Raw genomic sequence first — 25,857 nt, 5'->3', positions numbered from 1 at the left:
CCACGCGCGAGGCAAGCGGGTGGAGCGGATGGCCAGCACGGCCACGCGCGAGGCAAGCGGGTGAGGCGGGTGACACCCAGCGCGACGAGGCAAGCCGTGGCGTAGGCAAGCGCGCCGGTGCCGGCGGCGCGGGACGTGCCGCCGCCCCGGCACCGGACGGGTGGCGGGGCGGCGGGTGCAGCTGCGGTTGCGGTTGCGGGTGCGGGCGGAGCGTCAGCTGCGGTTGGCGGCGTTGCGCTTCTTCTTGAGCTTGCGGTCGTCGCGCAGTTCGACGTACGGCTCCTCGTCCGGGGAGTGGCCCGCCTCGATGGCGCGGCTGCGCTCCAGCTCGGCGTCGAACTCCGCGCCGAGGAGGATCGCGATGTTGCTCAGCCACAGCCAGATCAGGAAGATGATCACACCGGCGAGCGCCCCGTACGTCTTGTTGTACGAGCCGAAGTTGCTGACGTAGAGCGCGAACAGGCCCGAGATCACCAACCAGATGACCACGGCCAGTACGCCACCCGGGCTGACCCAGCGGAAGCCGCCGTGCCGGGCGTTCGGCGACGCCCAGTAGAGGATCGCGAACATCAGGCTCACCAGGAGCAGCAGCACCGGCCACTTGGCGATGTTCCACACCGTCACCGCCGTGGAGCCCAGCCCGATCGCCTCCCCGACCTGCTCGGCGAGGCCGCCGGTGAAGACCACGATCACCGCGCTGGCCAGCAGCATCACGCCGATCACCGCGGTCACCCCGACGCGGATCGGCAGCGTCTTCCAGATCGGGCGCCCCTCCGGCACGTCGTAGATGGTGTTGGAGGCCCGCATGAACGCGGCGATGTAACCCGACGCCGACCAGAACGCGGCCAGCAGACCGAGGATGGCGGCGAAACCGGCGAAACCGCCGCTCTGCTGCGCCTGGTCGATCGCCCCCTCGACGATCTGCCGGATCTCCCCCTGCGGGACCGCCTGGTTGACGGTGTCCTTGACGCCCTGCGTGGCGCCCGGGCCGAGCAGGCCGAGGATCGAGACCAGCACCAGCAGGCCGGGGAAGATGGAGAGCACCCCGTAGTACGTCAGGGCCGCCGCCCAGTCGGTCAGGCTGTCGTCCTGGAACTCCCGTACCGTGCGGCGCAGCGCGGCCTTCCAGCCGGCGCCCGGCAGCTCGGCCGGGCTGTCGGGACCCTCGTCGGGCCCGACCGGGCCGCGACCCGGGCGGTGCCGCTCGGCACGAAGGGGGTCGGATCCCCGGTCCGCGCGGCCCGTCCGGCGGTCGCCCACCCGGCCGGCGGGCACCGCCCCGGAATCGTCGCGGTCGCGCCCGCTGCGGGTGGAGGACTCGTCGGAGGCCATCGCCCCTCCTCGTGGTCGGCGTCAGTCCCCTCGACATGCCCAGGCAGCGGCCACCGTTAACCCCTAGCCGTAGAGCAACCTGCCCATCCGGCGCGAGGCGACCAGCAGCCCCAGGATCATCGCCGCGAGCAGGTAGAGCACGTCGAGCACCCATTCCCAGCCGGCCGCGCCCACCGAGACGCCACGGATGAGGTGCACCGCGCGGTAGAGCGGGGTCACCTCCACCGCCCAGCGCAGCGCGGCCGGGTAGGACTCGGCGGGGACGAACGTGCCGGAGAAGAGGAAGAGGGTGAACTGGGCCGCCGACATCAGGTCGAAGTCGTGCCAGCTGCGCATGAAGGTGGTGATCGCCATTCCCAGCGCGCCGAAGGCGAAGCCGACCAGCACGGCCGCCGGGAAGGCGACCAGTGCCCGCGCCGCGGTGGTCAGGTCCATCGCCACCATCACCACCAGGAAGGCGGCCGAGTAGGCGCTGCCGCGCAGCATCGCCCAGAGCAGCTCTCCCACCGCGATCTCGAACGGCTGCACGGGGGTGGCGATCACCCCGTCGTACAGCTTCATCTGCTTCATCTTCCCGAAGAAGTTGAAGGTCGTCTCCGACAGCGCGCCGGACATGGCCGACGACGCGAGCATGGCCGGCGCGACGAACGCCGCGTAGGTGACGACCTCGCCGCCGGCGAGCGTGAGGTCGCCGACCAGCGTGCCGACCCCGACACCGATGGAGAGCAGGTAGAGCAGCGGCTCCACGAAACCGGAGACGAGCAGCAGCCAGTAGACGGCCTTCAGGGCCGCGACGTTGCGCTCGGCCACGGAGACCGACCGGCGGGACGCGGCGGAGACGGCGACCAGCCGGGGCAGGACGAGACCGACCACTGCGACCCTCCTAGACGACCAGCCTGCGACGGAACGCGCGACGGGCCAGCAGCCAGCCGCCGACCGCCCAGGCCGCGAGGTAGAGCAGGTGGCCGGCGACCGACCACTGCGGGGCGACGCCGAGCGACGCCGCCCGGCACAGGTCGACGCCGTGCCAGAGCGGGGTCGCGTACGCCAGCCAGCGCAGCGCCAGGGGCAGCGACTCGACGGGGAAGAACACGCCGGCGAAGAGCGTCATCGGGATCACCGCGAAGCGGAGCAGCATCGCCAGCCAACTGTCGACGGAGACCACCGACGCGTACGCGAAGGTCGGCGCGGCGACGGCCAGCCCGAGCAGTGCCGTCACCGGCAGCGCGACGAGTGCCCACGGCGACCGCAGCGCCCCGAACAGGGCCGTCACCAGCAGAAACGCCGCGACGGTGGTGACCACCCGGAACACCACGAAGGCCAGGTGCCCGCCGAGGATGTCGCCCACCCGCAGCGGCGCCGCGCTCTGCGCGAAGTAGGTCTTGACCCACTGGAAGTTGCCGAACACCGGCCACGTCGACTCGCTGACGGCCGTCTGCAACGCCGTCGACGCGATCAGGCCGGGCACGATCCAGTCCAGGTAGGGCACCCCGCCGATGCCCTGGTCGATGTAGGAGCCGACGCCGACGCCGAACCCGACCACGGTCAGCACCGGCAGCAGGAACGACGAGAAGAGCCCCGCCCGCCAGGTGCGCCGGTAGCCGACGAGATGGTGCGCCAGCACCGCGAGCGCCGGCACCCGCGGCAGCGCCGGACGCGCCCGTTCCCGCGCCGACTGCGCCACGCTCACGCGACCACCCCCGTCTCGCTCCGCGCCCACCACGACCTTCCTACCTCGCGGGTACGACAGGCCGAGGCCACCCTACGGCGAACCGGCGCCCTCGTCCGTCAGCGTTGCCGGGCCGTACGGAGCAGCGCCAGCACCGCGTAGCCGAGCAGCAGCAGCCCGGCACCCGTGCCGACGACGAGCCCCGCCGACACCGCCGTGGCGAGCGCGGTGACCAGCCCCGCCAGGGCGACGACGCACATCGCCGCCCCGAGCAGTCGCAGCAGCGGGTCGCGCAGCACCGGCACGAGGGGGAAGAAGTGCAGCCCCACCACGGCGCAGACCAGCACCGGGATGAACTCCGACCACCCGACGAGGGCGAGCACGACGGCGCCGAGCCCGGCGGCGGCGAACTCGGCGAGGACGATCAGGAGGTAGCGACGGTCGGCGGCGCGGTCGTGGGCGACGGGTCCCCGGCTGCGGGCCACGACGACGGCGCCGATCACCGCCGTGACCAGGGCCGCGCCGCTCGCGACCACGAGCAGGGCGCGCAGCGGCTGCTCGGCGGCCGGCACGCTGAACCAGATCGTCGCGAAGACGCCCAGATAGAGCGCGGCGAGCCCGGCCTGGCGGCGGGACTGGAACTCCAACCTCGACATGACACCCCCGTGTGTGTCGCCGGGCGGGCGACGTGCCGCCGGCCCGCCGATGCTACGTAACGACCGGCACCGCCGCACCCGCCGGCCACGACCCGCCTCCCGGCGGCACACCCGCCGCGGGCGGCGCGGACGACGCGCACGACGCGCACGGCACGGGCGGCACGGACGACGCGCACGGCACGGGCGGCGCGCACAGCGCGCACGATGCGGGCGGCACGGATGGCGCGGACGACGCGGACCGCCGCCGGTTCGGTCGGCCGGACGGCGCGGAGCCGGCCGTCCCGCCCGGTCAGTCGACCAAGGTGCGGCCGGTGAGGTGGAGGAAGACGTCCTCCAGGCTGCTGCGCCGGACCAGCACGTTGGCCGGGTGCAGCCCCCGCTCGCCGACCTCGGTGACGGCCGCGTCGCCGTCGGGCACGTAGAGCAGGATCCGGTCGGGCAGCACCTCGACGCGCTCCCCCAGCCCGTCGAGCTTGCCGGCGAACGCCTCCTGCGACTCGGCGGCGAACCGCAGCTCCACCACCTCCCGGGTGGAGTGCCGGTCGATCAGCGCGCGGGGCGAGCCCTCGGCGACGATCCGCCCGCCGTCCATCACCACCAGGCGGTCGCAGAGCTGCTCCGCCTCGTCCATGTAGTGGGTGGTGAGGACCAGCGTGACGCCCTGCTGCTTGAGCCGGAACAGCCGCTCCCACACCAGGTGCCGGGCCTGCGGGTCGAGGCCGGTCGTCGGCTCGTCGAGCAGGACGATCTCGGGCTCGTTGACCAGCGCGCGGGCGATGGTCAACCGCCGTTTCATGCCGCCGGAGAGCAGCTCGACCCTGCTGTCGGCCCGCTCGGTGAGCTGGACGAAGTCGAGCAGCTCGGCGGCCCGCGCGCGGGCCACCCGGCGGGAGATGCCGAAGTAGCGCGCGTAGGTGGTGAGGTTCTCCTGGACGGTCAGCTCGGGATCCAGGTTGTCGAGCTGGGGGCAGACGCCGAGGCGGGCCCGGATCGCCGGCCCGTCGCGCACCGGATCCATGCCGAGGATGCGCAGCTCGCCGCCGCTGGGCGGGGAGGTGCAGCCGACCATCCGCATGGTGGAGGACTTGCCGGCGCCGTTGGGCCCGAGGAAGCCGAACGCCTCGCCGGCACGCACCTCGACGTCGATGCCGTCGACGGCGGTGAAGTCGCCGAACCGCTTCACCAGCGCCCGCGCCTGGATGAGTGGTGGAGCCGTGGTCACCGCCCGACCATAACCTCCGGCGCCGACACCGCCGGCCGGATCGCGGCCGGGCCCGTCGCCGGGCGGTAGGGGTGGGATCGGCGGCAGGAGTGGGGCCGGACGGTAGGGGGTGCAGGCGCCCTGGTCAGGGCCCTTCCGGCAACGGAGAGCGACGAAAACTACGCTGCGTGATGGTTTCGTGCGATGTCGACGACGCGGTGACCACCGCGCGAGGGTGGGCCGGAAACGCGCCGCTACCGGACCAGAGTGGACGCATCGGATGCGGACCGCTCCCGGCTTGCCGCATTCTTACCAATCAGGGCGCGCATCCTGCCGCATATCCGGGCGCAATAACAGTCTCTCTGCGTAATCGGAAGTCCCATTTAATTACTGGCTGCAATCATGATCAGCAATATTCCGCCCGGTATCTAATTCGCGTATCGTGCCCCCTCGTGCCACCAGTGCGTTCATCAGGCGAACCCGCCCCGCAGCCGTCCACCGTGGGCCCCGAGTCCACCCCGGACGGCGGTCCGGTCCCCCTGCCGCCCGAGACGGACAATCGGTCCGATCCAGACGGTGCCGCGCCCGATCCACGGGAACTCGCCGCGCAGTTCGAGGACGAAAAGCCCGGGCGGGAACTCTCCGGGCCGATCGGCGTGCTGGTCACCGGAACGACGTTGGCGATCGCGCTGCTCGCCCTCTGGCAGGTGTTCAGCCCGCTGCCGCAGGGGAGCAAGTTCTACCTGGTCATCTTCCTGGCCGGCATCCTGCCGATGGTCTTCCTGGCGTACCCGGCCGATCTGCGCCTGCCCCGGCGACTGCGTCGCGCGGACGCGCCGAGCGACGCCGCGCCCACCGGCCGCCCCGGGCGCCGGGGTCCCACCCTGCCGGACTGGATCCTGGCCGGCGCGGCGCTGGTCAGCTGCCTCTACCCGGTGCTGCCCGTCGGCCTGGGTGAGGGCGGCGGCGGGTACGACGCCTTCCTCGACCGGCAGGGCCTGCTGGTCGGCGTGGACGTGGCGATGGGCACCGTCCTGCTGATCCTGCTGCTGGAGGCGTGCCGGCGCACCACCGGATGGATCCTGCCGGCGGTCTGTGTGGTCTTCCTCGGCTACGGCTACTACGGCGGGCTGCTGCCCCAGTCCTGGCCGGTGGCCCACGCGGGCCTCGACTTCGGACAGATCGTCGACGGCCTCTACAACTCCGACAGCGGCTTCTACGGCACCCCGCTCGACGTCGCGGCGACGTACATCGTGCTGTTCACCATCTACGGCGCGGTGCTGGACCTCTCCGGGGCCGGCCGGTTCTTCGTGGAGCTCTCCGCCGCCGCCTTCCGGCGCTCGCGCACGGCCGCCGGGCGCACGGCCGTCGCCTCCGGGTTCCTGCTCGGCACCGTCTCCGGTTCCGGCGCGGCGACGACCGTCAGCATCGGCGCGGTCACCTGGCCCGTCCTGCGGCGCGCCGGCTATCCGCCGGAGCGGGCGGGCGGCATGCTCGCCGCGGCCGGCGTCGGGGCGATCCTCTCCCCGCCCACCCTCGGCGCGGCGGCCTTCATCATCGCCGAGTACCTCGGCGTGTCGTACCTGCAGGTGCTCGGCTGGGCGACCGTCCCGACGGTGCTCTACTACCTCGGCATCCTCCTCGCAGTCGAGATCGACGCCCGGCGCTCGGGCGTGCGGCCGGTGGTGATCGAGACGGCCTCGGCCGGCCGGCTGCTGGCCCGCTTCGGCTACCACTTCCTCTCGCTCTTCGCGATCGTCGGGCTGCTCGCCGTCGGCTTCTCCGCGACGAAGGCCGTGGTGCTGGCCACCGTCCTGGCCGCCGTGCTGTCCTTCCTCGACCGTCGGCACCGGCTCACCCCGGCCCGCCTGCTCGCCGCGCTGAGCGCCGGGGTGCGCGGCGTGCTCGCGGTGAGCGCGGTCTGCGCCGCCGCGGGCATCATCACCGCCACCACCACCAAGACCGGCCTCGGGCCCCAGGCCGCGGCGCTGCTGGTCAGCGGGGCCCAGGCCGTCAGCTCCGAGCCGGCCGTGGTGCTGGCGCTCACCGCGCTGCTCGCCGCCGTCGCCCTCACCCTGCTCGGGCTGGCCGTGCCGGTCACCGCGTCGTTCGTGATCGGCTGGGTGATCATCGGCCCGGCCCTGCTGGACCTGGGCGTCACCGCGCCCGCCGCGGCGATGTTCGTCTTCTACTTCGCGGTCCTGTCCGAGGCGTCCCCGCCGACCGCGCTCGCCGCGGTGGCCGCCGCCGCGGTGACCGGCGGCCGGCTGGTGCCGACCATGTGGCAGACCCTGCGGTACGCCCTGCCGGCCTACCTCATCCCGCTCGCCTTCGTGGTCACCCCGACCGGCCTCGGGCTGCTCGGCATCGGGGGCCCGCAGCGGATAGCCGTCGCCGCGACGGTCGCCGCCCTCAGCGTCGCCGTGCTGGCGGTGGCGGCGGGCGGCTGGCTGCCCGGCGTCGGCCCGGCCGGCACGCCGGAGCGGATCGTCGGCGCGCTCGCCGGGCTGACGCTGCTCTGGCTCGAACCCGTGCCCGTCGCGATCGGCGCCGCCCTGGCGGCCGTCATGGTGGCGGGTGTGCTCGTCAGACGCGGATCCGCCGGTCGGACCGGCGGGCCGTCAGCAGTACCAACGGTGAACCATGGGGAGGAAAAACAGTGAGACGGATCAACGTGCGGCTCGCCGCGGGGGTTGGCGCGCTGGCCCTCGTCGCCGCGGGCACCGCCGGCTGCGGAGGCCGTCAGGACGGCGCGACCAAGGACGACGCCGCCAGTGAGATCACCTGCAAGGTCACCGACAGCACCCGCGTCGGTATCGCCACCGGCAACGCCACCGGCGTCTACTACGTGGTCGGCAACGCCCTGGCCGGTCAGCTCTCCGGGGCGACCGAGGGCAAGCTGACCGGCACCGCCGCCGAGACCGGCGCCTCGGTGCAGAACGTCGAGCAGCTCGTCGGCGGCCAGTACGACGTCGCCTTCTCCCTGTTCGACACGGCGGTCAACGCGGTGCAGGGCAAGGGCAGCTTCACGGCGCCGCAGCCGGTCGAGGCGCTCGCCCGGATCTACGACAACTACACGCAGGTCGTCGTCCGGGCCGACTCGGGGATCAACTCGGTCGCCGACATGAAGGGCAAGAAGATCTCCACCGGCTCCCCGAAGTCCGGCACCGAGGTCATCGCCAACCGGCTGCTGGAGGCCGCCGGCCTCGACCCGGCCAAGGACGTCCAGGCGCAGCGGCTCGACCTGACCAAGTCCGTCGAGGGCGTCAAGGACGGCAGCGTCGACGGGCTCTTCTGGTCGGGCGGGGTGCCCACGGGCGGGCTGACCGACCTGTTCACCACCGCCGGGGACAAGGTGAAGTTCATCGACATCACCCCGCTGCTGCCGAAGATGACCGAGCTCAACCCGGCGTACCAGGCCGGGACCATCGGCGCGGACGTCTACAAGACCGCCGCGGACACCCCGACCATCGTGGTGCCGAACGTGCTGCTGGTCCGCAAGGACCTCAACGCGAACGTGGCCTGCGCGATCACCCGGACGGTGTTCGACAAGAAGGACGCCCTGGCGCAGGCCAACCCGGCCGCCAAGGGCATCAGCCTGGACAACGCCCGCAAGACCGACCCCGTACCGCTGCACCGCGGCGCGGACAAGGCGTTGCAGGACCTCGGCGCACGCTGATCCAGGGTGCCGGGCCCGGGCCTCGCGCCCGGGTCCGGCACCTCCGACCCCACCCCGGAAGGCCCGAGTGTCGCTCCCCACCCCCGGCCGCGTACGCCGGCACCACCGGCCCGCCGACCACACCGACCGACTGTGGTCGGTACGCACCCAGTTGCTCGCGCCCATCCTGGTGGCCACGATCGGTCTGGTCGTGCTGGGGTCCACCCAGACCGCCATGGCCATGGCCGCCACCGACGACGCGGACCGCGCCCGGGTGCTGGCCGGCACCGCGACGGCCACCGTGCGCCTGGTGCACGAGCTGGAACGGGAACTCGGCGAGACGGCGGCACTGCGCCAGCGGGGCGGCAGCAGCGGACGACCCCTCGTCGACGCGCAGCGCCGCCGGGTCGACGCGTCCGTCGAGCGGTACCGCGGCTCCAGCCGGGACGCCCGCCGCGCCGCACCCGACCTGCGCCAGGTGCTCGACGGCGCCGACGCGCAGCTCGGCCAGCTCGAAACGGCCCGCGGGTCCGCGCTGGGCGGCACCACCGCCGACCCGGCCTACCTCTCGCTGGTCGAGTCGCTGCTCGCCGTCGCCGACGCGCTGCCGGCCCAGCTGCGCGACCGGGAGCTGGCCAACGGGGCGCGCGAGGTCGCCGCCGTCGCCGCCCAGGAGCACCTCGCCGCCGTGGAACGCGACCTGCTGCGCACCGTCTTCGTCCGGGGCGAGCTGGTGGACGGCGAACTGGTCCGCCTCGGCCAGCTGCGGGGCGCGCAGGAGCAGCGGCAGGCCGAGTTCTCCCGGATCGCCAGCCGACCGGCGGCGGACGCGTACACCCGGCTGGTGTCCGGCACCGACGTCTCCACCGCCCGCCGGATGCGCGACAGCGCGCTCAACGTGGAGACCGAGCCCGCCGGGCTGAAGACCGACGGCGACGCCTGGTACGTGGCCCAGAGCGGCGCCATCCGGCGCTACAACCTGCTCGGCCGGGAACTCTCCGAGGAACTCGACCGCAACGCCGCCGGGCTGGCCCGGGAAGCACAGCTACGGGCCCTGATCACCGGCGGCGCGACCACCGCCGTCGCGCTGGCGTCGTTGACCGCGGCCGTGCTGCTGGCCGTCCGCACCAGCCGCCGGCTGCGCCGGCTGCGGGTCGCGGCGCTCACCATGGCGAACCGGGAACTGCCCGAGCGGATCACCGCCATCGCGGCCGGCGACGGCGCGCCGACCGACGGCGCGGCCACCCGGCTGACCGCCGGCATCGGGCAGGGCCGCGACGAGATCGCCCAGGTCGCCCAGGCCTTCGACACGGTGAACCGGGCCGCCCTGCGCCTGGCCGGCGAACAGGCCGAGGTGCGGATGGACGTGACCCGGATGGCCGAGGCCCTGGCCCGGCGCATCCGCACCCTGATCACCCGGCAGCTGCGGCTGCTCGACGAGTTCGAACGCGAGGAGACCGACCCCGACGCGCTGGCCCGGCTCTTCGCGCTGGACCACCTCGCCGCCCGCATGCGGCGCAATGGGGAGAACCTGCTGGTCCTCGCCGGCGGGGAGCCCGGCCGTACGCACGACGGCGCACACCTGCTCGCGGACGTGGTGCGGGCGGCCGCCTCGGAGATCGAGGACTACCCGCGGGTGGAGGTCGACGTGCCGACCGCCGCGGTGCACGGCGCCGCGGTGGGCAACCTGGTCCACCTCCTCGCCGAGCTGCTGGAGAACGCCACCGTCTACTCCCCGCCGAACGCCCCGGTGCACGTCGACGGCCGGCGCACGATCGACGGCCTCACGCTGCGCGTGCACGACCAGGGCATCGGCATCAGCGACAGCCGCCTCGCCTCGATCAACGAGCGGCTGCTCGCCCCCGCGATGCTCTCCAGCGCCTCGGCCGGCAGCATGGGCCTGCACGTGGTGGCCCACCTGGCGGCCCGGCACGGCGTGCGGGTGCAACTGCACAACAGCGGCGCGGGCACCGTCGCGCAGGTGGAGATCCCGGAGTCGGCGCTCACCCGCGTCGAGGACGTCGCCCCGCGCTCCGCCCCGGAGGGTCGTGCCCCCGCCCAGGCCGCCCCGCAGGTGCACGCGCCGGCGCCACCCGTCCGGCAGGTGCCCGCGCAGGCGCCCCCGCCCGCGCGTACGCAGGCGCCGGTCGTCCCCGCCCAGACCGCCTGGTTCCGGCCCCGGACCGGGACCGGTGATCCCGCCGCCGTGCCCGACCTGGCCAGCGTCCACCACGCGCCGACGATCGCCCTCCCGGTGCTCGGCGCGCGCCCGACCGGGCCGGGTGGCGTCGCCACGGCGCCGTCGTCCCGTCCCGCGTCGGCTCCGCCCGCGCCGCCTCAGCTCACCGGGGCCGGGCTGCCGCGCCGCACCCGGGGCGGCCAGCTGCCGGCCACGCTGCACGAGGCCCCGCCGGTACGACCGGCGGGCGACCTGCTCGACCCCGAGGTCGTACGGTCCCGGCTCTCCTCCCTCGCCGAGGGAGTGGCCGCCGCGACCCGACGTACCCAGACGACACCCCCCAGGAGAACACCATGACCCCATCCGTGAGCGCCGGCCTGGACTGGCTCCTGGCCAACTTCGCCGAACAGGTGCCGGACGTGTCGCACGCCCTCGCGGTCTCCGGCGACGGGCTGCGGCTGGCGGCCTCGCCCCACCTCGCGCCCGACCAGGTGGACCAGCTCTCCGCCGTGATCAGCGGCCTGGCCAGCCTGACCGTCGGTGCCGCCCGGTTGATGTCGGCCGGCCGGGTACGCCAGCAGATCGTCGACATGGACGGCGGGGTGCTGCTGGTGATGGCGGTCGGCGAGCGCGCGCTCGTCGGGGTGCTCGCCGCGCCCGGCTGCGACCTCGGCCAGATCGGCTACGAGACCGCCATGCTGGTCCAGCGGGTGGCGGAGGCCCTGGAGCCGGCGGTCCGGGCGTGATCGGACGGTCCTCCCGGTTGCTCGCGGCCCTGTTGGCGACCGTGCTCGTCGCCGGTTGCGGCACGGCCGAGGCCGGGCCGCAGCCCTGGCACGGTGGCCGGATCTTCCTCGCCACCGGCAACACCACCGGCGTCTACTACCAGCTCGGCGGCGGCTACGCGGACGTGATCAGCCGCCACCTGCCCGGCTACGAGGCGCGGGCCGAGCCGACCGGCGCGTCGGTGGAGAACATCAACCGGCTGGCCAGCGGCGACATGGAGATCGCCTTCAGCCTCGCCGACACGGCGGCGGACGCCGTCGCGGGGCGCGGGGCCTTCGAGGGCCAGCCGCAGCCGGTGCGGGCGTTGGCCCGGGTCTACAGCAACTACACCCACGTGATCGTCCGCGCCGACGCGAAGATCACCAAGCTGTCGGGGCTGCGCGGGAAGCGGGTCTCCACCGGCTCGCCGAAGTCCGGCACGGACATCATCGCCGGGCGTCTGCTGACCGCAGCGGGCCTCGACCCGGACCGGGACGTCGTCCGGGCCACGCTCTCCCTGCCGGAGACCGTGAAGCGGATGCGGGCCGGCACGCTCGACGCGATGTTCTTCTCCGGCGGCCTGCCCACGCCGGGCATCGCCGACCTGCTGGCCAGCGCGCCCGGCAGGTACGCGCTGCTGCCGATCGTCGACCTGATGGAGCCGCTCACCGCGCGACACGGTTCGGTCTACACCACCGCGGAGCTGCGGAAGGAGGTCTACAAGACGAGGAGCGGCACGCCGACGGTCACGGTGGCGAACGTCATCCTGGTCAGCGCCGACATGCCCGACCAGCTGGCGTACGACCTGACCCGGCTGCTCTTCGCCTACCAGGCCGACCTGGTCAAGGTGCACCCGGAGGCCGGCAACTTCACCCAGCAGAGCGCCTCGGGCACCGACCCGATCCCGCTGCACCCCGGGGCCGCGCGGTTCTACCAGCGCGGGTGACCCGCGCCGGTCAGGCGTCCGCCGGGGCGGTGGCGGCGCGGGCCTCCGCCACGAGGCGGTCGGTCTCGGCGAGCACCTCGGGGTCGTCGGTTGGGGTGCCGGGGTCGAGGCGGACCGTCCACGTGAGGCCGTCCACCCCCGGCACGCGGCGCGCCGCGACCCGGCCGGCGCCGCCGGGCACCGGGTGGTGCTGCGTGTACGCCACCGACCGGGTGACCCGCTCCCGCACCTGGTGCGGCAGCTCCCCCGGGTCGAGCAGCAGGTACGTCTCGGCCGGGCGGTCGGCCACCAGCAGGTAGCCGTCGCGCTCGGCGAGCCGCTCGGCCGGCGTCACCGTCAGTTCGCGGCCGGACCAGACCGCCTTGAGGACGTCGTGCCAGCCCAGCCGGTGCGCCCGGCCGGGCAGCCAGAGCCCCAGGTTGCTGGCGACCACCACCCCGTCGCCCTCGCCGTTGCCGGCGGCGGCCCAGGCGAGCACCCGCTCGTCGGCGGCCAGCGGCGGCCGGGCGGCCGGGGGCAGCTTCGGCTTGCGGCGGAACAGTCCCATCTACAGTCCTCCCGCGGCCTGCTCGCGCAACGCCCGGGCGTGCTGCTCCAGCGACAGCAGCTCGCCGAAGGCGGCGAAGTACTCGTCCTTGTTGTTGACCGGGTTGATCCGCTGGATCCGGGACTTCAGGTCCCTGATCCGGCTGGTCACCGAGCCCCACTGCAACCGGGCCATGGTGACCGAGACGTAGCGCGGGTCGGGCTCGCCGTCGATGCGCAGCGGCTCCACGGCCAGCTCGCCGACGAGCGCCCGGGCGGCCAGGTCCTCGCAGGCGTCGCGGACCGACTCGATCCAGACCGCCCCGCCGGTGGCCGTGGCGGCCCCGCCGGCCGCCGCGACGGCCGCCCGTACCGCCACGTGCACGGGGTGGCGGTACTCCGACGCCTCGACCGCGTCGAACATCGGCCCGGCCAGCACCGGCTCCTGGAGGGCGAGCTTCAGCGCCTCCCGCTCGACCATCGAGTGCGGGTTGTCGACGACCGGCTCCGGCCGGGCGGGTCGGGGCGCCGGCGCGGCCTCCCGGCCGGGGGTGGGCGACGCGGCGGCCAGCACGGCCCGCTGCACCGGCTCGATCTCCATGCCGAGGTCGCCGGCGAGCTTGCGGACGTACTCCGGACGCTTCTCCCGGTCCTTGAGCTTGGCGACCAGCGGCGCGGCCCGGCGCATCGCCTCCACCCGGCCGTCGACGGTGTCGAGGTCGAAGCGGTTGATCACGTGCCGCAGCGCGAAGTCGACAAGCGGCTCGCGGCGGGCCACCAGGTCGCGGACCGCCAGGTCACCCTTGGCCAGGCGCAGGTCGCACGGGTCCATGTTGTCGGGGCTGACCGCGATGAACGTACGCCCGACGAAGCGCTGGTCGTCCTCGAAGGCACGCAGCGCGGCCTTCTGGCCGGCGGCGTCCCCGTCGAAGGTGAAGATGATCTCGCCTGCCACGTCGTCGGTGTCCAGCAGCAGCCGGCGCAGCACCCCGATGTGGTCCCCGCCGAACGCCGTGCCGCAGGTCGCCACGGCCGTCGGCACCCCGGCCAGGTGGCAGGCCATCACGTCGGTGTAGCCCTCGACCACGACCACCTTGCCCTGCTTGGCGATCTCCCGCTTGGCCTGGTCGATGCCGTAGAGGACGTGCGACTTCTTGTAGATGGGCGTCTCGGGGGTGTTCAGGTACTTCGGGCCGTCGTCGTCGTCGAAGAGCTTGCGGGCGCCGAAGCCGATGACGTCTCCGGCCAGGTCGCGGATGGGCCACATCAGGCGGCGGCGGAACCGGTCGATCAGCGTGCCGGAACGCGACGGCCGGGACAGCCCGGCGGTGACCAGCTCGTCGTGGCTGAAGCCCTGCTGGCGCAGGTGCTTGGTGAGCAGGTCCCAGGCGTCGGGTGCGAAGCCGCAGCCGTAGCGCTCGGCGGCGGCCCGGTCGAAGCCGCGCTGGGCCAGGAACTCCCGGGCGGGACGCGCGCCGGCGGTGGTGAGCTGGCCGCGGTAGAACTCCACGGCGGCGGCGTGCGCGGCGACGAGGCGCTGCCGCTGCCCCTGCTGGGGACGCGGGCGCGGCGCGGCGGAGTCGTTCTCGACGTAGCGCAGCTGGATGCCGGCGCGGTCGGCGAGCCGCTCGACCGACTCGACGAAGCTGAGGTGCTCGGCGTCCATCAGGAACTTGATCGCGTCGCCGCCGGCGCCGCAGCCGAAGCAGTACCAGACGTTGCGGGCGGGCGAGACGTTGAACGACGGGCTCTTCTCGTCGTGGAACGGGCACAGCCCCTTGAGGTTGCCGGCGCCGGCCGACCTCAGGGTCACCGTCTCGGAGATGACCTCGGCGATCGAGCTGCGCTCCCGGACCAGCGCGATGTCCTCGTCCCGGATCCGCCCAGCCATGTCCGCCACCCCCTCGGCGTACATCCTGCCCTGCCGCACCGACGCCGCGCCGCCGGGGGACGCCGCGTGTGGCGACCACCGCCGTCACCTCGGCGCCCGCGCCCGCGACGACCGGATCACGGCCACCCGGCGCGGCGTCCGGACCGGCCGCGCCGGTTCAGCGCGGGCGCCGCAGGTAGCGCCGCACCGGCGGCGGGTCCTCCTCGTCGTACGACCGGGCGGCCCGCACGGCCGCGGCCAGGCCGGAGCGGCGGACCCGCGGCGGCGGGTTGACCGCCGGGTCCCGGGCCATGTCCCGGACCAGCGCGACGGCCAGGCCGAGCATCACCACGACGAAGGGCAGTGCGACGAGGATGGTCGCCTGTTGCAGCGCGTCCAGCCCGCCCACCAGCAGCAGTACGGCGGCGACCGCGCCGATCAGCACGCCCCAGACCACCACCAGCGCGCGGTGCGGGCGCAGCGCGCCCCGGGAGGTCAGCGAGCCGAGCACCAGCGCGGCGGAGTCGGCGCCGGTGACGAAGAAGAGCCCGACCAGCACCATCGCCAGGACGGTGGTCAGGCCCGCCAGGGGCAGCGCCTCCAGCAGGCCGAACAGGGCCCGTTCGGTGCCCGCGCGGACGTCGGCGACCAGGTCCCGGGTGCCGGTGGCCTGCACCCGCAGGGCGCTGCCGCCCAGCACCGCGAACCAGATCACGCTGGCCCCGCTGGGCACCAGCAGCACCCCGGCGACGAACTGCCGGACCGTACGCCCCCGGGAGATCCGCGCGATGAAGATGCCGACGAACGGGGCCCAGGAGATCCACCACGCCCAGTAGAAGATCGTCCAGTTGCCCAACCACGCCGGATCCGAGAAGGCGCCGGTGCGGGTGGACATGGTGACCAGGTTGCTCAGGTAGTCGCCGACCGAGGCGGGCAGCACCTCCAGCGTGTAGATCGTCGGGCCGGCCACGAACACGAACACCATCAGCGCGACGGCGAGCACGACGTTGGTGGTCGACAGCCACTTGATGCCCCGGTGCAGCCCCGAGAAGGCGGAGACGACGAACGCCAGGGTGAGGGCGCCGATCACCACCAGCTCGACCGCGGTGGTGTCCGGGACCCGGGTGACCAGGTCCAGCCCGGCGGCGACCTGGAGTGCGCCGAGGCCGAGGCTGGTCGCCGAGCCGAACACGGTGGCGAAGACGGCCAGCAGGTCGATCGCGCGGCCCACCGGCCCCTCGGTCTGCGCGCCGAGCAGCGGCTGGAAGGCGGCCGAGATCCGGTTCGGCCGGCCCTTACGGAACGTCGAGTACGCCAGCGCGAGCGCCACCACCGCGTAGATCGCCCACGGGTGCAGCGTCCAGTGGAAGAGCGTGTACTGCATCGCCGCCGCACCGGCGGCCCCGGTGTTCGGCGCGACGCCGCTGGCCGGCGGCGGGGCGCCGTAGTGCTCGATCGGCTCGGCGACGGCGTAGAAGACCAGGCCGATCCCCATGCCGGTGCTGAACATCATGGCCACCCAGGCCAGCGTGCTGAACTCCGGTTCGTCGTCGTCGGCGCCGAGCCGGATCCGGCCGAACCTCGTCACCGCGATGATCACCGAGAGCACCAGGAAGGCGTCGGCGGCCACCACGAAGAACCAGCCGAAGGTGTCGATGACCCAGGCCAGGCCCGACTCGCCGAAGCCGGCCAGGGAGCCCCGGGCCAGCACGCCCCACGCCACCACGGCCAGTACGCCGCCGACGCTGAGCGCCAGCACCGTCCGGTCGATCCGGCCCACGGCCTGCGCCCGGTCCCGTACCTGCCCGCTCATGGCCACCCCCTGCCCATCCTGCTGGGCAGGGAGGCGGCACACGGCGATATCGGGCAGAACCTGCCCGGCCGGACCGCGTGGACGGGAGCCGGCCGGGCGCGGCAGCTGGCCGGGACGGTGGCGTCAGGAGCGGCGGTGGCCGGTCAGGCCGGGACGGCGGCGGCCTCCTCGGCCTCCACCTGCCGGTTCCAGTCGGGCTTGCTGGCGCGCCAGCCCTCGTCGTCCAGGCCCCGGCGCCAGTAGCCGGAGATGGAGAGCCGCTCGCGGGGAACGCCACGCTCGATGCGGAGCAGGCGGCGCAGCTCCTTGACGAAGGTGGCCTCGCCGTGCACGAAGGCCTGCACGTCACCGGGCGGGAACTCCAGGGCCCGGACGGCCGCGACCAGGGCCTCCCCGACCGGGCGGTCGCCCCGGTGCAGCCAGGTCAGGCGCACCGCGCCCGGGCTGGCCAGCGGCTGCTCCTCGCTCGGGTCGTCGATCTCGACGAAGACGGTGGCCGGGGCGCCGGCGGGCAGCCGCTCCAGGGCGGCGGCGATGGCCGGCAGCGCGCTCTCGTCGCCCACCAGCAGGTGCCAGTCGGCCTCGGGGCTGGGGGCGTAGTCCCCGCCGGGGCCGACGAAGGGCACCGGGTCGCCGGGGCGCAGCGCGGCCGCCCACGGCCCGCCCAGCCCCACGTCACCGTGGTGCACGATGTCGACGGTCAGCTCGCCGGCCGACGCGTCCCAGGCCCGCACCGTGTACGCGCGCAGCCGGGGCCACCGCTCCCGGGGCAGATCGCGGCGCATCGCGTTGAGGTCCGACGGGATCGGATACTCCGTCTCCGGCGCGGGAAAGACGATCTTGATGTAGTGGTCGGTGAACTCGCCCACCGGCAGGCCGGCCAGCTCCTCACCCCCGAGCACCAGGCGGACGACGTGGGGGGTGGGCCGCTCGGTGCGCAGTACCCGGGCGGTGGTGACCTTGATGGGGCGCTCCGTCATGCCGGTTAGGTTAGCCTAAGTTTGCGCGGTAGCCCATCCCCCATCCCCAGTCGGCTGGTGCCCGCGCCCGCCGCGCACCACCCGCGCGTGCCAGGCGACGGCGGCCGGGTCGGTCAGCGAGGCGACCTGGTCGACCACCACCCGGAGCCGGGCCGCGTCGTCCGGCGCCGCCGACCAGAGCGGGGCGAAGACGGGATCCAGCCCGTCCGGTGCCCGGTCGGCCAGGGCGTGCACCAGCTCGGCCAGCACCTCCCGCTGCCGCCGGTAGCGGTCCCCCGCGCCGGGGCGACGCATCACGTACCGCAGGGCGATTCCCTTGAGCAGCGCGCACCGCGCCCGGATCCGCCGGGGCACCACCAGGTCGGCGGCGTAGCGGCGGTGCGGCCCCGGGCCGTACCGCTCCTGCGTGGCCGCCACCACCGTCGAGACGAAGCGGCCGGTCAGCACGCTGGTGGTCGCCTTCAGCGCCGCCTGCGCGCGGTGGCTGCCGTCGTAGCCGGCCAGCGGGGCGAGCACCGGGTCGTCGAGCAGTTCCAGCAGCACGTCGCCGAGGTCGGCCGGGGACTCGCCGGAGTAGGTGGCGGCGACGTCGGCGCAGAGCGCGGCCCGCTCTTCGGGGTCGCGCAGCAGCGTACGCAGCGCCACGTAACCGCCGTGGATGCCGTCCTCGACGTCGTGCACCGAGTACGCGACGTCGTCGGCCCAGTCCATCACCTGCGCCTCCAGGCAGCGCCGGTCGTCACCCGGGCCGCCCGCGCGCAGCCAGGCGAAGAGCGGGAGGTCGTCGTCGTACACCCCGAACTTGCGCTGCTCCCGGCGGCGGGGCCACGGGTACTTGCTCACGGCGTCCAGCGAGGCGCGGGTCAGGTTGAGACCGGCGGACCTCCCGTCCGGGGCGACCACCTTGGCCTCCAGCCGGGTCAGCACCCGCAGCGTCTGCGCGTTGCCCTCGAAGCCGCCGCACCCGGCCGCGAGGTCGTCCAGCGCGTCCTCGCCGTTGTGCCCGAACGGCGGGTGACCGAGGTCGTGGGCCAGCCCCGCGGTGTCGACCACGTCCGGGTCGCACCCCAGCCGGGCCCCCATCTCCCGGGCGATCTGCGCGACCTCCAGCGAGTGGGTCAGCCGGGTACGCAGGAAGTCGTCCGTGCCGGCCGTGTGCACCTGGGTCTTCGCGGCCAGTCGCCGGAACGCCGCCGAGTGCAGCACCCGGGCGCGGTCCCGCTCGTACGCCGACCGCCCGTACCCGGTGTCCTTCGGCGGCTCGTCGACCCAGCGGGCGACGTCCGGATCGTCCGGCCCGGGAGGCTCAGTCCTCACGCTGCCGCAGCACGCAGAACTCGTTGCCCTCCGGATCGGCCAGCACGGTCCACCCGCCGTCGCCCTGCCCCACGTCGACGTGCCGGGCCCCCATGTCGACCAGCCGCTCGACCTCGGCCTCCTGGTCGTCGGGGCGCAGGTCGATGTGCAGCCGGTTCTTGGCCGTCTTGTCGTCGGCCACCGGCACGAAGACGATGCCCGGCAGCCGGTCGGCGGACCGGCGGATCTCCACCTCGTCCGACTGCTCGTTGACCACCTGGTAGCCCAGCGCCTCGGCCCACCAGCGGGCGAGCCGGGCGGGGTCCCGGGCGTCGACGGTCAGGCTCTCCCAGGCGCTGCTCATGCCGATCAGGTTACGCCCGCGCGCCGCGAACGGCGCGCCGCCGGCGCGCGCCCGACGGCTACGCAACCTCCGAACAGTCGAGAGTTGTCGACCGATCGCCGACGGTTACGGGATCGCGGTCCGGCATGGCCGCCGGTAGCGTTCCCAGCGCGGAACGTGACCAGACTGAGGGCCCGACGGTGGGGAGACGCCCGTGAACGCGGACACGATGATGGGAACGGAACTGTCGGAGCTGCGCCGGCGCCGCCCGGAGGTGGCGGGCACGGTGCTGGCCGGCACCGACGGGCTGCTGATCTCCAGCGACCTGCCGACGACGGACGCCACCCACCTGGCGGCGCTCGCGGCGGCCAGCTTCGGCCTCGGCCACCGGGTGGCCGACACCGTGCGGCACGGCGAGTTCCGGGAATCGGTGGTCCGCACGTCGACCGGCGCCGTCGTCACCTATCCCGCCGGGCGCAACGCCCTGTTGACGCTGGTCGCCGACGCCGGCGCCGACCTGGAGGAGCTGCACGCCGACGCGCGGGCGGTGGCCCGGCGCACCGGCTCGGTGCTGGACACCAACCGCCTGATCGGGGCGGCGACGGTGCCCGAGGCGCACGCCCGGCTCACGGCCCGCACCTCGGGCGGCAGGCTGCCCCGACGCGTCACGCCCCACACCTGGCGCCGCCCGCCGGTCTGAGCAACCTCCGGGAGCCGGTCGCGACCGACTCCCGACCCACGGTGCGGTCACGCCGGCACGGGCCGCCCGCACGGCAGCGGCGGCGGATCCGCTCCCCCGGGTCCGCCGCCAGCCTGTCGTACCGTCCCCGTCAGCGGCTGTCGGAGCCGTCCGTCTCCACCGCCGCGCGGCCGGCCTCCAACCGGGCCACGGGCACCCGGAAGGGCGAGCAGGACACGTAGTCCAGGCCGACCTCGTGGAAGAAGTGCACCGACTCCGGGTCGCCCCCGTGCTCGCCGCAGACGCCGAGCTTCAGCTCCGGCCGGGCCGCTCGGCCCTCCTCCGCGGCGATGCGCACCAGCCGGCCCACGCCGTCGCGGTCGATCGACTCGAACGGCGAGATGCCGAAGATGCCCAGCTCCAGGTAGCGCCAGAAGAACGCGCCCTCCACGTCGTCGCGGGAGAAGCCCCAGCCCATCTGGGTCAGGTCGTTGGTGCCGAAGGAGAAGAACTGCGCCGCCTCGGCGATCTGGCCGGCGGTCAGCGCCGCCCGGGGCACCTCGATCATCGTGCCGATCAGCACCTCGACGCCGCTGTCCCCGACCACCTCGGCGATGATCTTCTCGGCCTCGGCGCGGACCGTCTCCAGCTCCTGCACCGCGCCGACCAGGGGGACCATGATCTCCGGCCGGGCCACCGCGCCGCTGCGGGTGACGGTGACCGCGGCCTCCGCGATGGCCCGGACCTGCATGGCGAACAGGCCGGGGATGACCAGGCCGAGGCGGACGCCGCGCAGACCCAGCATCGGGTTCTCCTCGTGCATCCGCCGCACGGCGGCGAGCAGCGCCTCCTCCTGCGCCACGTCCTCGCCGCGCTCCTGGGCGACCGCCACGTTGACCGCGAGCTGCTCCAACGGGGGCAGGAACTCGTGCAGCGGCGGGTCGATCAGCCGGACGGTGACGGGCATCCCGTCCATCTCCCGGAAGATCTCCTCGAAGTCGGCGCGCTGCAACGGCAGCAGCGCGGCCAGCGCGGCCTCCCGGTCCGCGTTGTCGCGGGCCAGGATCAGCCGCTCGACCAGCTCGCGCCGGTCGCCGAGGAACATGTGCTCGGTGCGGCACAGCCCGATGCCCTCCGCGCCGAAGCGCCGGGCCCGGGCGGCGTCCGCGCCGGTGTCGGCGTTCGTGCGTACCGCCAGCCGCCGCCGGGCATCGGCGTGCGACATGATCCGGTGTACGGCCCGTACCAGCGCGTTGTCGATGTGCTCGGGGTCGAGGCTGCCCTCGAAGTACTGCACCACCTCCGACGGCATGACCGGCACCTCGCCGAGGTAGACCTTGCCGGTGGTGCCGTCGATGGAGACGATGTCGCCCTCGACGACGGTCTGCCCGCCGACGACGAAGCGGCGCTGCGGGACGTTGACGTCGATCTCGTCGGCGCCGGAGACGCAGGTCTTGCCCATCCCCCGCGCCACCACGGCGGCGTGGCTGGTCTTGCCGCCGCGCGAGGTGAGGATGCCCTGGGCGGCGATCATGCCGTTCAGGTCGTCGGGGTTGGTCTCGCGCCGGACCAGGATCACCGACTCCCCCTCGGCGGCCAGTTCGACCGCGCGGGCGGAGGTGAAGACCACCTTGCCCGACGCCGCGCCCGGCGACGCCCCGATGCCCTTGGCCACCGGCTGGAACTCGTGGTCGAGCCGGAACCGCGGGAACATCAGCTGGGCGAGCTGCGCGCCGTTGACCCGGTGCAGCGCCTCGTCGAGGTCGATCAGGCCCTCGTCGACGAGTTGCCCGGCGATGACGAACGCCGCGGCGGCGGTGCGCTTGCCGACGCGGGTCTGGAGCATCCAGAGCTTGCCGCGCTCGATGGTGAACTCGATGTCGCAGAGGTCCTTGTAGTGGCCCTCCAGCCGGGCCATGATGCCGAGCAGTTCGTCGTAGGACTTCTTGTCCAGCCGCTCCAGCTCCTGCAACGGCACGGTGTTGCGGATGCCCGCGACCACGTCCTCGCCCTGGGCGTTGGCCAGGTAGTCGCCGTAGATGCCCTGGGCGCCGCTGGCGGGGTCGCGGGTGAACGCGACGCCGGTGCCGGAGTCCGGGCCGAGGTTGCCGAAGACCATCGCCACCACGTTGACCGCGGTGCCCAGGTCGGCCGGGATCCGCTCCTGGCGGCGGTAGAGCACCGCGCGCTCGGCGTTCCACGACTCGAAGACCGCGCGGATGGCCAGGTCGAGCTGCTCGCGCGGCTCCTGCGGAAACTCCCGGCCGGTGTGCTTGAAGAAGATCTTCTTGTACGCGTCGACCAGCCCTCGCAGGTCGTCGGCGTCGAGGTCGAGGTCGTTCCCGGTGCCCTTGGCCCGCTTGGCGTCGTCGAGCGCGTGCTCGAACTCCTCGCCCGGCACCTCGCACACCGTCTTGCCGAACATCTGGATCAGGCGGCGGTAGGAGTCCCAGGCGAACCGGTCCGCGCCGCCGGCGGCCTGCTGGTCCGCGCCGCCCGCCTGTCGGGCGAGTCCCTGGACGCTGCGGTCGTTGAGGCCGACGTTGAGGACGGTCTCCATCATGCCGGGCATGGAGAACTTGGCGCCGGAGCGCACGGACACCAGCAGCGGGTCCTCCGGGTCACCGAGGCGCTTGCCCATCGCCTGCTCCAGCGACGCGAGGTGCGCGGCGATCTGGTCGGCCAGGCCGTCGGGCTCCTCCCCGGTGGCGAGGTACGCCTTGCAGGCCTCCGTGGTGATCGTGAAGCCCGGTGGGACCGGCAGGCCGAGATTGGTCATCTCGGCCAGGTTGGCCCCCTTGCCGCCGAGCAGTTCCTTGAGATCCTTGTTGCCCTCGACGAAGGCGTAGACGTACTTGTGTTCCACCGTCTCCTGCTTTGCCACCAGAGCCCTCCCACGCGCGCCGGTCCGACACTTAACGAAGGTTCAGTTGCTCTCATACCCCGGGATGGACCACCGGCAATCCCGGTGCCAAGCCGGCCGGTGGGCGAAGGCTAAGCGAACTTCGTGTGGCCCGGGACCGTTCGGTGACAATAGGCACAGCTATCACGACTATCCGCGTTCGTACGGGTTTTTGGGAACGCTTCCACGAGCACGATCACGCATTTCCCGCTTCGCCTCGTATTCTTGGCCGCACGCTTTTCGGTGAACCTCACCTTTGCCATAACCGCCGCAAATACACCCCTCGGAGCCGACGCCGTGCCAGCCGTTCCCACCGCCGCCCCGGAGCCGCTCGACCCGTCCCGCGCCCCCGGGGTGGACGAGCGGACCCCCGCGCACCACGACCTGCCGGTCCACGAACCGACCGCCGCCGAGCTGGCCCGGGCGGCGGCCCGGGCCGCCGACGACCTGCTCGCCCCGCCGACCGGGACCCCCGAGAACCTGCTCGCCCCGCCGACCGGAGCCGCCGACGACGACCTGCCCGCCCCGCCGGCCCGGGTCCGGCTGGGCGACGTCGTGCCCGCCCCGGAGCGGGTCGCGCCGGTCCCGGGCGCCGACTTCGTCCTCACTCCCGACGCGACGATCCGGGTGAGCCCCGACGACGCCGCCCGCGCCGTCGCCGGGCAGCTCGCCGCCCTGCTCCGGCCGGCCACCGGCTACCCGCTGCCGGTGACCGACGCCACCCGACCGGAGCCCGCCGGCGACGTCACGTTGGCGCTGGCCGCCTCCGACGACCTCGGCCCCGAGGGCTACCGGCTCGACGTGACGTCCGAAGGCGTACGGATCGAGGCCGCCACCCCCGCCGGGCTCTTCCACGGCGCGCAGACGCTGCGTCAACTCCTGCCCGCCGCCATCGAGAGCCCGGTGCCGGTGGCCGAGCGCTGGGCGCTGCCCGGCGGTTCGATCACCGACCGGCCCCGGTTCCCCTACCGGGGGGCGATGCTCGACGTCGCCCGGCACTTCTTCGGCGTACCGGACGTGCTGCGGGTGATCGATCACCTGGCCCGCTACAAGCTCAACCACCTGCACCTGCACCTCACCGACGATCAGGGCTGGCGGATCGCGGTCGACGCCTGGCCGCGGCTGACAGAGGTCGGCGGGGCGAGCGAGGTGGGCGGCGGCCCGGGCGGGCACTACAGCCGCGACGACTACCGGCGGATCGTGGCCTACGCCGCCGAGCGGTACGTCACCGTGGTGCCGGAGATCGACCTGCCGGGGCACACCAACGCCGCGCTGACCGCGTACGGCGAGCTGGCCCCGGACGGCATCGCGCCGCCGCCGTACACCGGCACCGACGTCGGCTTCAGCTACGTCGACCCCACGAACGAGCGGACGTACGAGTTCGTCGCCGACGTGCTGGGCGAGATCGCGGCGCTCACCCCCGGGCCGTGGCTGCACATCGGGGGCGACGAGGCGTTCAAGGTGCGCCCCGACGCGTACGCGGCCTTCGTCGAGCGGGCCCAGCGCATCGTCGCCGCGACCGGCAAGACGGTGGTGGGCTGGCACCAGATCGCACCCGTCGCGCACGCCGAGGGACGGGTGCTCCAGTGGTGGGGCACCAGGGGCGAGGACCCGGTCACGGCGGACGCCGTCCAGCGGGGGGCGCGGCTCGTCCTCTCCCCCGGCAACCACGCCTACCTCGACATGAAGTACGCCCCGGACACCCCCATCGGGCACGACTGGGCCGGCCTGATCGACGTGCGGCGGGCGTACGACTGGGATCCCGGCACCCACCTGGCCGGCGTACCGGCCGACGCGGTGCTCGGCGTGGAGGCGCCGCTGTGGACCGAGTCGGTCACCTCGCGGGCCGAGGTCGAGTTCATGCTCTTCCCGCGCCTGCCGGCGATCGCCGAGCTGGGCTGGTCGCCCCGCGCGACGCACGACTGGGCCGGTTTCCGCGACCGGCTGGCCGGGCACGGCCCGCGCTGGATCGCGGCCGGCACGGCCTTCCACCGCTCGCCGGAGATCCCCTGGCCCGCCGAGCGGCCGGCTCCCGCCGCGCGACAGGCGGCGATCCCCACCCAGACCGAGCAACCGACTCACGCCGTGCCGCACACCGCGATCCCCGCCCAGGCCGGCCCCGAGGAGGCCCCCGCGCCCGCCCCGTCCGCCTGACGCCCGCGCCCAACGCCCCCGGGAAGCGCCGTCGCGAATCTCACCTCTCGATGTCAGGGTGCGGGCGGTTTCGCCCGATGCGTCGCCCGGCGTCGCACGGCAGGCCATCCGACCATCATCGGGGGCATCGCCGACGGGTCACTGCCGTCGGTTGCCGGTTGCTGGCGGCACGCGGGCATGGCGGCGCGGGCATGGCGGCGCGGGCATGGCGGCGCGGGGTGGACTCCTCGCGCGCTGTCGAGCTGATGTCGTAGACGATTCAGCGATGTCCCGCCCAGATCGGCCGGGGAGGCGGGCCGTCGGCGCGGGAAGGAGTCACCCGGGCCGGCTCCGAGCTCGCCCCGGGTGTCGTGCGGTTCGTGCCGGCGCGGCAGCGTGAGTCGTTTGCGACATCAGCTCGACAGCGCGCTCGCCACCCACTCCCCGCACACGATCTCACCGTGCGGCGGCGATGCTCACCCGAGGACCGATCGCGCGGACTGAGATGTCGTGAGGTGTTTGTCCGGTTCCGGATGTCCGGGTAGGTGCCTGCAAGCGGCCGCCGTCCGGTGCGTCCCGTGGTCGGTGCCACCTGGGCGGCGGAATCGTGGGCCGGCGCGGGTCGTTGAACATGGCATACCCACGGCGCTCTCCGCTCCCCCGCGCCACGGGTGGCCCGACCGGCCGGCGGAATGGCTGACCGGCCCGGGTCGTTGAGACATCCCGGACGCCCGAGCAGGCCCCCGCCGCCGGAGCGATCCGTTCTGACTTCCCCTTCGCGGCACGCCGCTCCCCCGCGCGTCCGCGCACCCCCGATCGAAAGGTGCCATCACCATGCGTACCGACATGCTGCGTAAGACCGCTCTGACCGCTGCCGGGCTCGCCTTCACCGGCGGCGCCATCGCCGGCC

Annotated in this window: 19 protein-coding genes; 7 read left to right on the top strand and 12 right to left on the bottom strand. The window is 73.9% G+C overall.

The window, feature by feature from the left end:
- Positions 1-213: 213 nt before the first annotated feature.
- From ACLQ22_RS25495 to ACLQ22_RS25475, 5 genes are all read right to left on the bottom strand, one after another.
- Positions 214-1,332, bottom strand: coding sequence for a YihY/virulence factor BrkB family protein (locus tag ACLQ22_RS25495; protein WP_425694546.1), 1,119 nt, complete (start codon positions 1,330-1,332; stop codon positions 214-216).
- A 63-nt stretch (positions 1,333-1,395) separates the two neighbouring features.
- Positions 1,396-2,205: an ABC transporter permease gene (locus ACLQ22_RS25490; RefSeq protein WP_425694545.1), complete on the bottom strand. Its 810-nt coding sequence runs from the start codon at positions 2,203-2,205 to the stop codon at positions 1,396-1,398.
- Positions 2,206-2,215: 10 nt separating this feature from the next.
- Entirely contained in the window at positions 2,216-3,016 is an 801-nt protein-coding gene (locus ACLQ22_RS25485) for an ABC transporter permease (protein WP_425694662.1), read from the bottom strand.
- A gap of 104 nt (positions 3,017-3,120) precedes the next feature.
- The gene (locus ACLQ22_RS25480) at positions 3,121-3,657 is read right to left on the bottom strand and encodes a hypothetical protein (RefSeq protein ID WP_425694544.1); all 537 of its coding nucleotides are present in this window, start codon (positions 3,655-3,657) and stop codon (positions 3,121-3,123) included.
- Positions 3,658-3,946: 289 nt separating this feature from the next.
- Entirely contained in the window at positions 3,947-4,879 is a 933-nt protein-coding gene (locus ACLQ22_RS25475) for an ABC transporter ATP-binding protein (protein WP_425694543.1), read from the bottom strand.
- Positions 4,880-5,358: 479 nt separating this feature from the next.
- Here ACLQ22_RS25475 and ACLQ22_RS25470 point away from each other — a divergent pair, with 479 nt between their 5' ends.
- The 5 genes from ACLQ22_RS25470 (at position 5,359) to ACLQ22_RS25450 (ending at position 12,406) form a co-directional block, all read left to right on the top strand.
- Positions 5,359-7,521, top strand: a complete 2,163-nt coding sequence (locus ACLQ22_RS25470) for a TRAP transporter permease (protein ID WP_425694542.1) — start codon at positions 5,359-5,361, stop codon at positions 7,519-7,521.
- The gene (locus ACLQ22_RS25465; protein WP_366641769.1) at positions 7,518-8,537 is read left to right on the top strand and encodes a TAXI family TRAP transporter solute-binding subunit; all 1,020 of its coding nucleotides are present in this window, start codon (positions 7,518-7,520) and stop codon (positions 8,535-8,537) included. The genes ACLQ22_RS25470 and ACLQ22_RS25465 overlap by 4 nt, the downstream gene beginning before the upstream one ends.
- A gap of 67 nt (positions 8,538-8,604) precedes the next feature.
- Complete coding sequence (locus tag ACLQ22_RS25460; RefSeq protein WP_425694541.1) at positions 8,605-11,052, top strand: sensor histidine kinase; 2,448 nt, start codon at positions 8,605-8,607, stop codon at positions 11,050-11,052.
- Positions 11,049-11,441 carry a roadblock/LC7 domain-containing protein gene (locus tag ACLQ22_RS25455; protein WP_425694540.1) on the top strand — a complete coding sequence of 131 codons (393 nt, stop codon included), beginning with the start codon at positions 11,049-11,051 and terminating at the stop codon, positions 11,439-11,441. The genes ACLQ22_RS25460 and ACLQ22_RS25455 overlap by 4 nt, the downstream gene beginning before the upstream one ends.
- The gene (locus ACLQ22_RS25450) at positions 11,438-12,406 is read left to right on the top strand and encodes a TAXI family TRAP transporter solute-binding subunit (RefSeq protein ID WP_425694539.1); all 969 of its coding nucleotides are present in this window, start codon (positions 11,438-11,440) and stop codon (positions 12,404-12,406) included. Before ACLQ22_RS25455 ends, ACLQ22_RS25450 begins: the two co-directional genes overlap by 4 nt.
- Before the next feature lie 10 nt (positions 12,407-12,416).
- Here the strand turns inward: ACLQ22_RS25450 and ACLQ22_RS25445 are convergent, their stop codons facing one another.
- From ACLQ22_RS25445 to ACLQ22_RS25420, 6 genes are all read right to left on the bottom strand, one after another.
- A complete protein-coding gene (locus tag ACLQ22_RS25445; RefSeq protein ID WP_425694538.1) occupies positions 12,417-12,953 on the bottom strand; it encodes a hypothetical protein in 537 nt (178 codons plus the stop codon).
- Positions 12,954-14,846, bottom strand: coding sequence for a DNA primase (dnaG, locus tag ACLQ22_RS25440; protein ID WP_425694661.1), 1,893 nt, complete (start codon positions 14,844-14,846; stop codon positions 12,954-12,956).
- 133 nt (positions 14,847-14,979) lie between these two features.
- On the bottom strand, positions 14,980-16,614 hold the full coding sequence (locus ACLQ22_RS25435) for a BCCT family transporter (RefSeq protein WP_425694537.1): 1,635 nt from the start codon (positions 16,612-16,614) through the stop codon (positions 14,980-14,982).
- A gap of 143 nt (positions 16,615-16,757) precedes the next feature.
- Complete coding sequence (locus ACLQ22_RS25430) at positions 16,758-17,594, bottom strand: siderophore-interacting protein (protein WP_425694536.1); 837 nt, start codon at positions 17,592-17,594, stop codon at positions 16,758-16,760.
- Positions 17,595-17,609: 15 nt separating this feature from the next.
- A complete protein-coding gene (locus ACLQ22_RS25425; RefSeq protein WP_425694535.1) occupies positions 17,610-18,911 on the bottom strand; it encodes a deoxyguanosinetriphosphate triphosphohydrolase in 1,302 nt (433 codons plus the stop codon).
- Positions 18,901-19,254: a VOC family protein gene (locus tag ACLQ22_RS25420; protein WP_425694534.1), complete on the bottom strand. Its 354-nt coding sequence runs from the start codon at positions 19,252-19,254 to the stop codon at positions 18,901-18,903. The genes ACLQ22_RS25425 and ACLQ22_RS25420 overlap by 11 nt, the downstream gene beginning before the upstream one ends.
- Before the next feature lie 193 nt (positions 19,255-19,447).
- On the opposite strand from ACLQ22_RS25420, the gene ACLQ22_RS25415 reads away from it, so the two are divergent.
- Positions 19,448-19,933 carry a roadblock/LC7 domain-containing protein gene (locus ACLQ22_RS25415; RefSeq protein ID WP_121400259.1) on the top strand — a complete coding sequence of 162 codons (486 nt, stop codon included), beginning with the start codon at positions 19,448-19,450 and terminating at the stop codon, positions 19,931-19,933.
- 130 nt (positions 19,934-20,063) lie between these two features.
- Here the strand turns inward: ACLQ22_RS25415 and ppdK are convergent, their stop codons facing one another.
- Positions 20,064-22,796 carry a pyruvate, phosphate dikinase gene (gene ppdK, locus ACLQ22_RS25410; protein ID WP_425694533.1) on the bottom strand — a complete coding sequence of 911 codons (2,733 nt, stop codon included), beginning with the start codon at positions 22,794-22,796 and terminating at the stop codon, positions 20,064-20,066.
- Between the two features lie 315 nt (positions 22,797-23,111).
- Between ppdK and ACLQ22_RS25405 the strand changes: the two genes are divergently transcribed.
- Positions 23,112-24,968: a beta-N-acetylhexosaminidase gene (locus tag ACLQ22_RS25405; protein WP_425694532.1), complete on the top strand. Its 1,857-nt coding sequence runs from the start codon at positions 23,112-23,114 to the stop codon at positions 24,966-24,968.
- Positions 24,969-25,857 lie beyond the last annotated feature (889 nt).

Source organism: Micromonospora sp. DT178 (genome assembly GCF_049841695.1).
Classification (GTDB): Bacteria; Actinomycetota; Actinomycetes; order Mycobacteriales; family Micromonosporaceae; genus Micromonospora.
Note: the sequence above shows the minus strand (reverse complement) of the source record. Positions and strands in the feature narration are given on the sequence as shown.

Bases quoted from the DNA above. Each gene is read 5' to 3' on its own strand.
- ACLQ22_RS25495 (WP_425694546.1), bottom strand. From the start codon at position 1,332: ATGGCCTCCGACGAGTCCTCCACCCGCAGCGGGCGCGACCGCGACGAT.
- ACLQ22_RS25480 (WP_425694544.1), bottom strand. From the start codon at position 3,657: ATGTCGAGGTTGGAGTTCCAGTCCCGCCGCCAGGCCGGGCTCGCCGCG.
- ACLQ22_RS25455 (WP_425694540.1), top strand. From the start codon at position 11,049: ATGACCCCATCCGTGAGCGCCGGCCTGGACTGGCTCCTGGCCAACTTC.
- ACLQ22_RS25445 (WP_425694538.1), bottom strand. From the start codon at position 12,953: ATGGGACTGTTCCGCCGCAAGCCGAAGCTGCCCCCGGCCGCCCGGCCG.
- dnaG (WP_425694661.1), bottom strand. From the start codon at position 14,846: ATGTACGCCGAGGGGGTGGCGGACATGGCTGGGCGGATCCGGGACGAG.
- ACLQ22_RS25435 (WP_425694537.1), bottom strand. From the start codon at position 16,614: ATGAGCGGGCAGGTACGGGACCGGGCGCAGGCCGTGGGCCGGATCGAC.
- ACLQ22_RS25430 (WP_425694536.1), bottom strand. From the start codon at position 17,594: ATGACGGAGCGCCCCATCAAGGTCACCACCGCCCGGGTACTGCGCACC.
- ACLQ22_RS25420 (WP_425694534.1), bottom strand. From the start codon at position 19,254: ATGAGCAGCGCCTGGGAGAGCCTGACCGTCGACGCCCGGGACCCCGCC.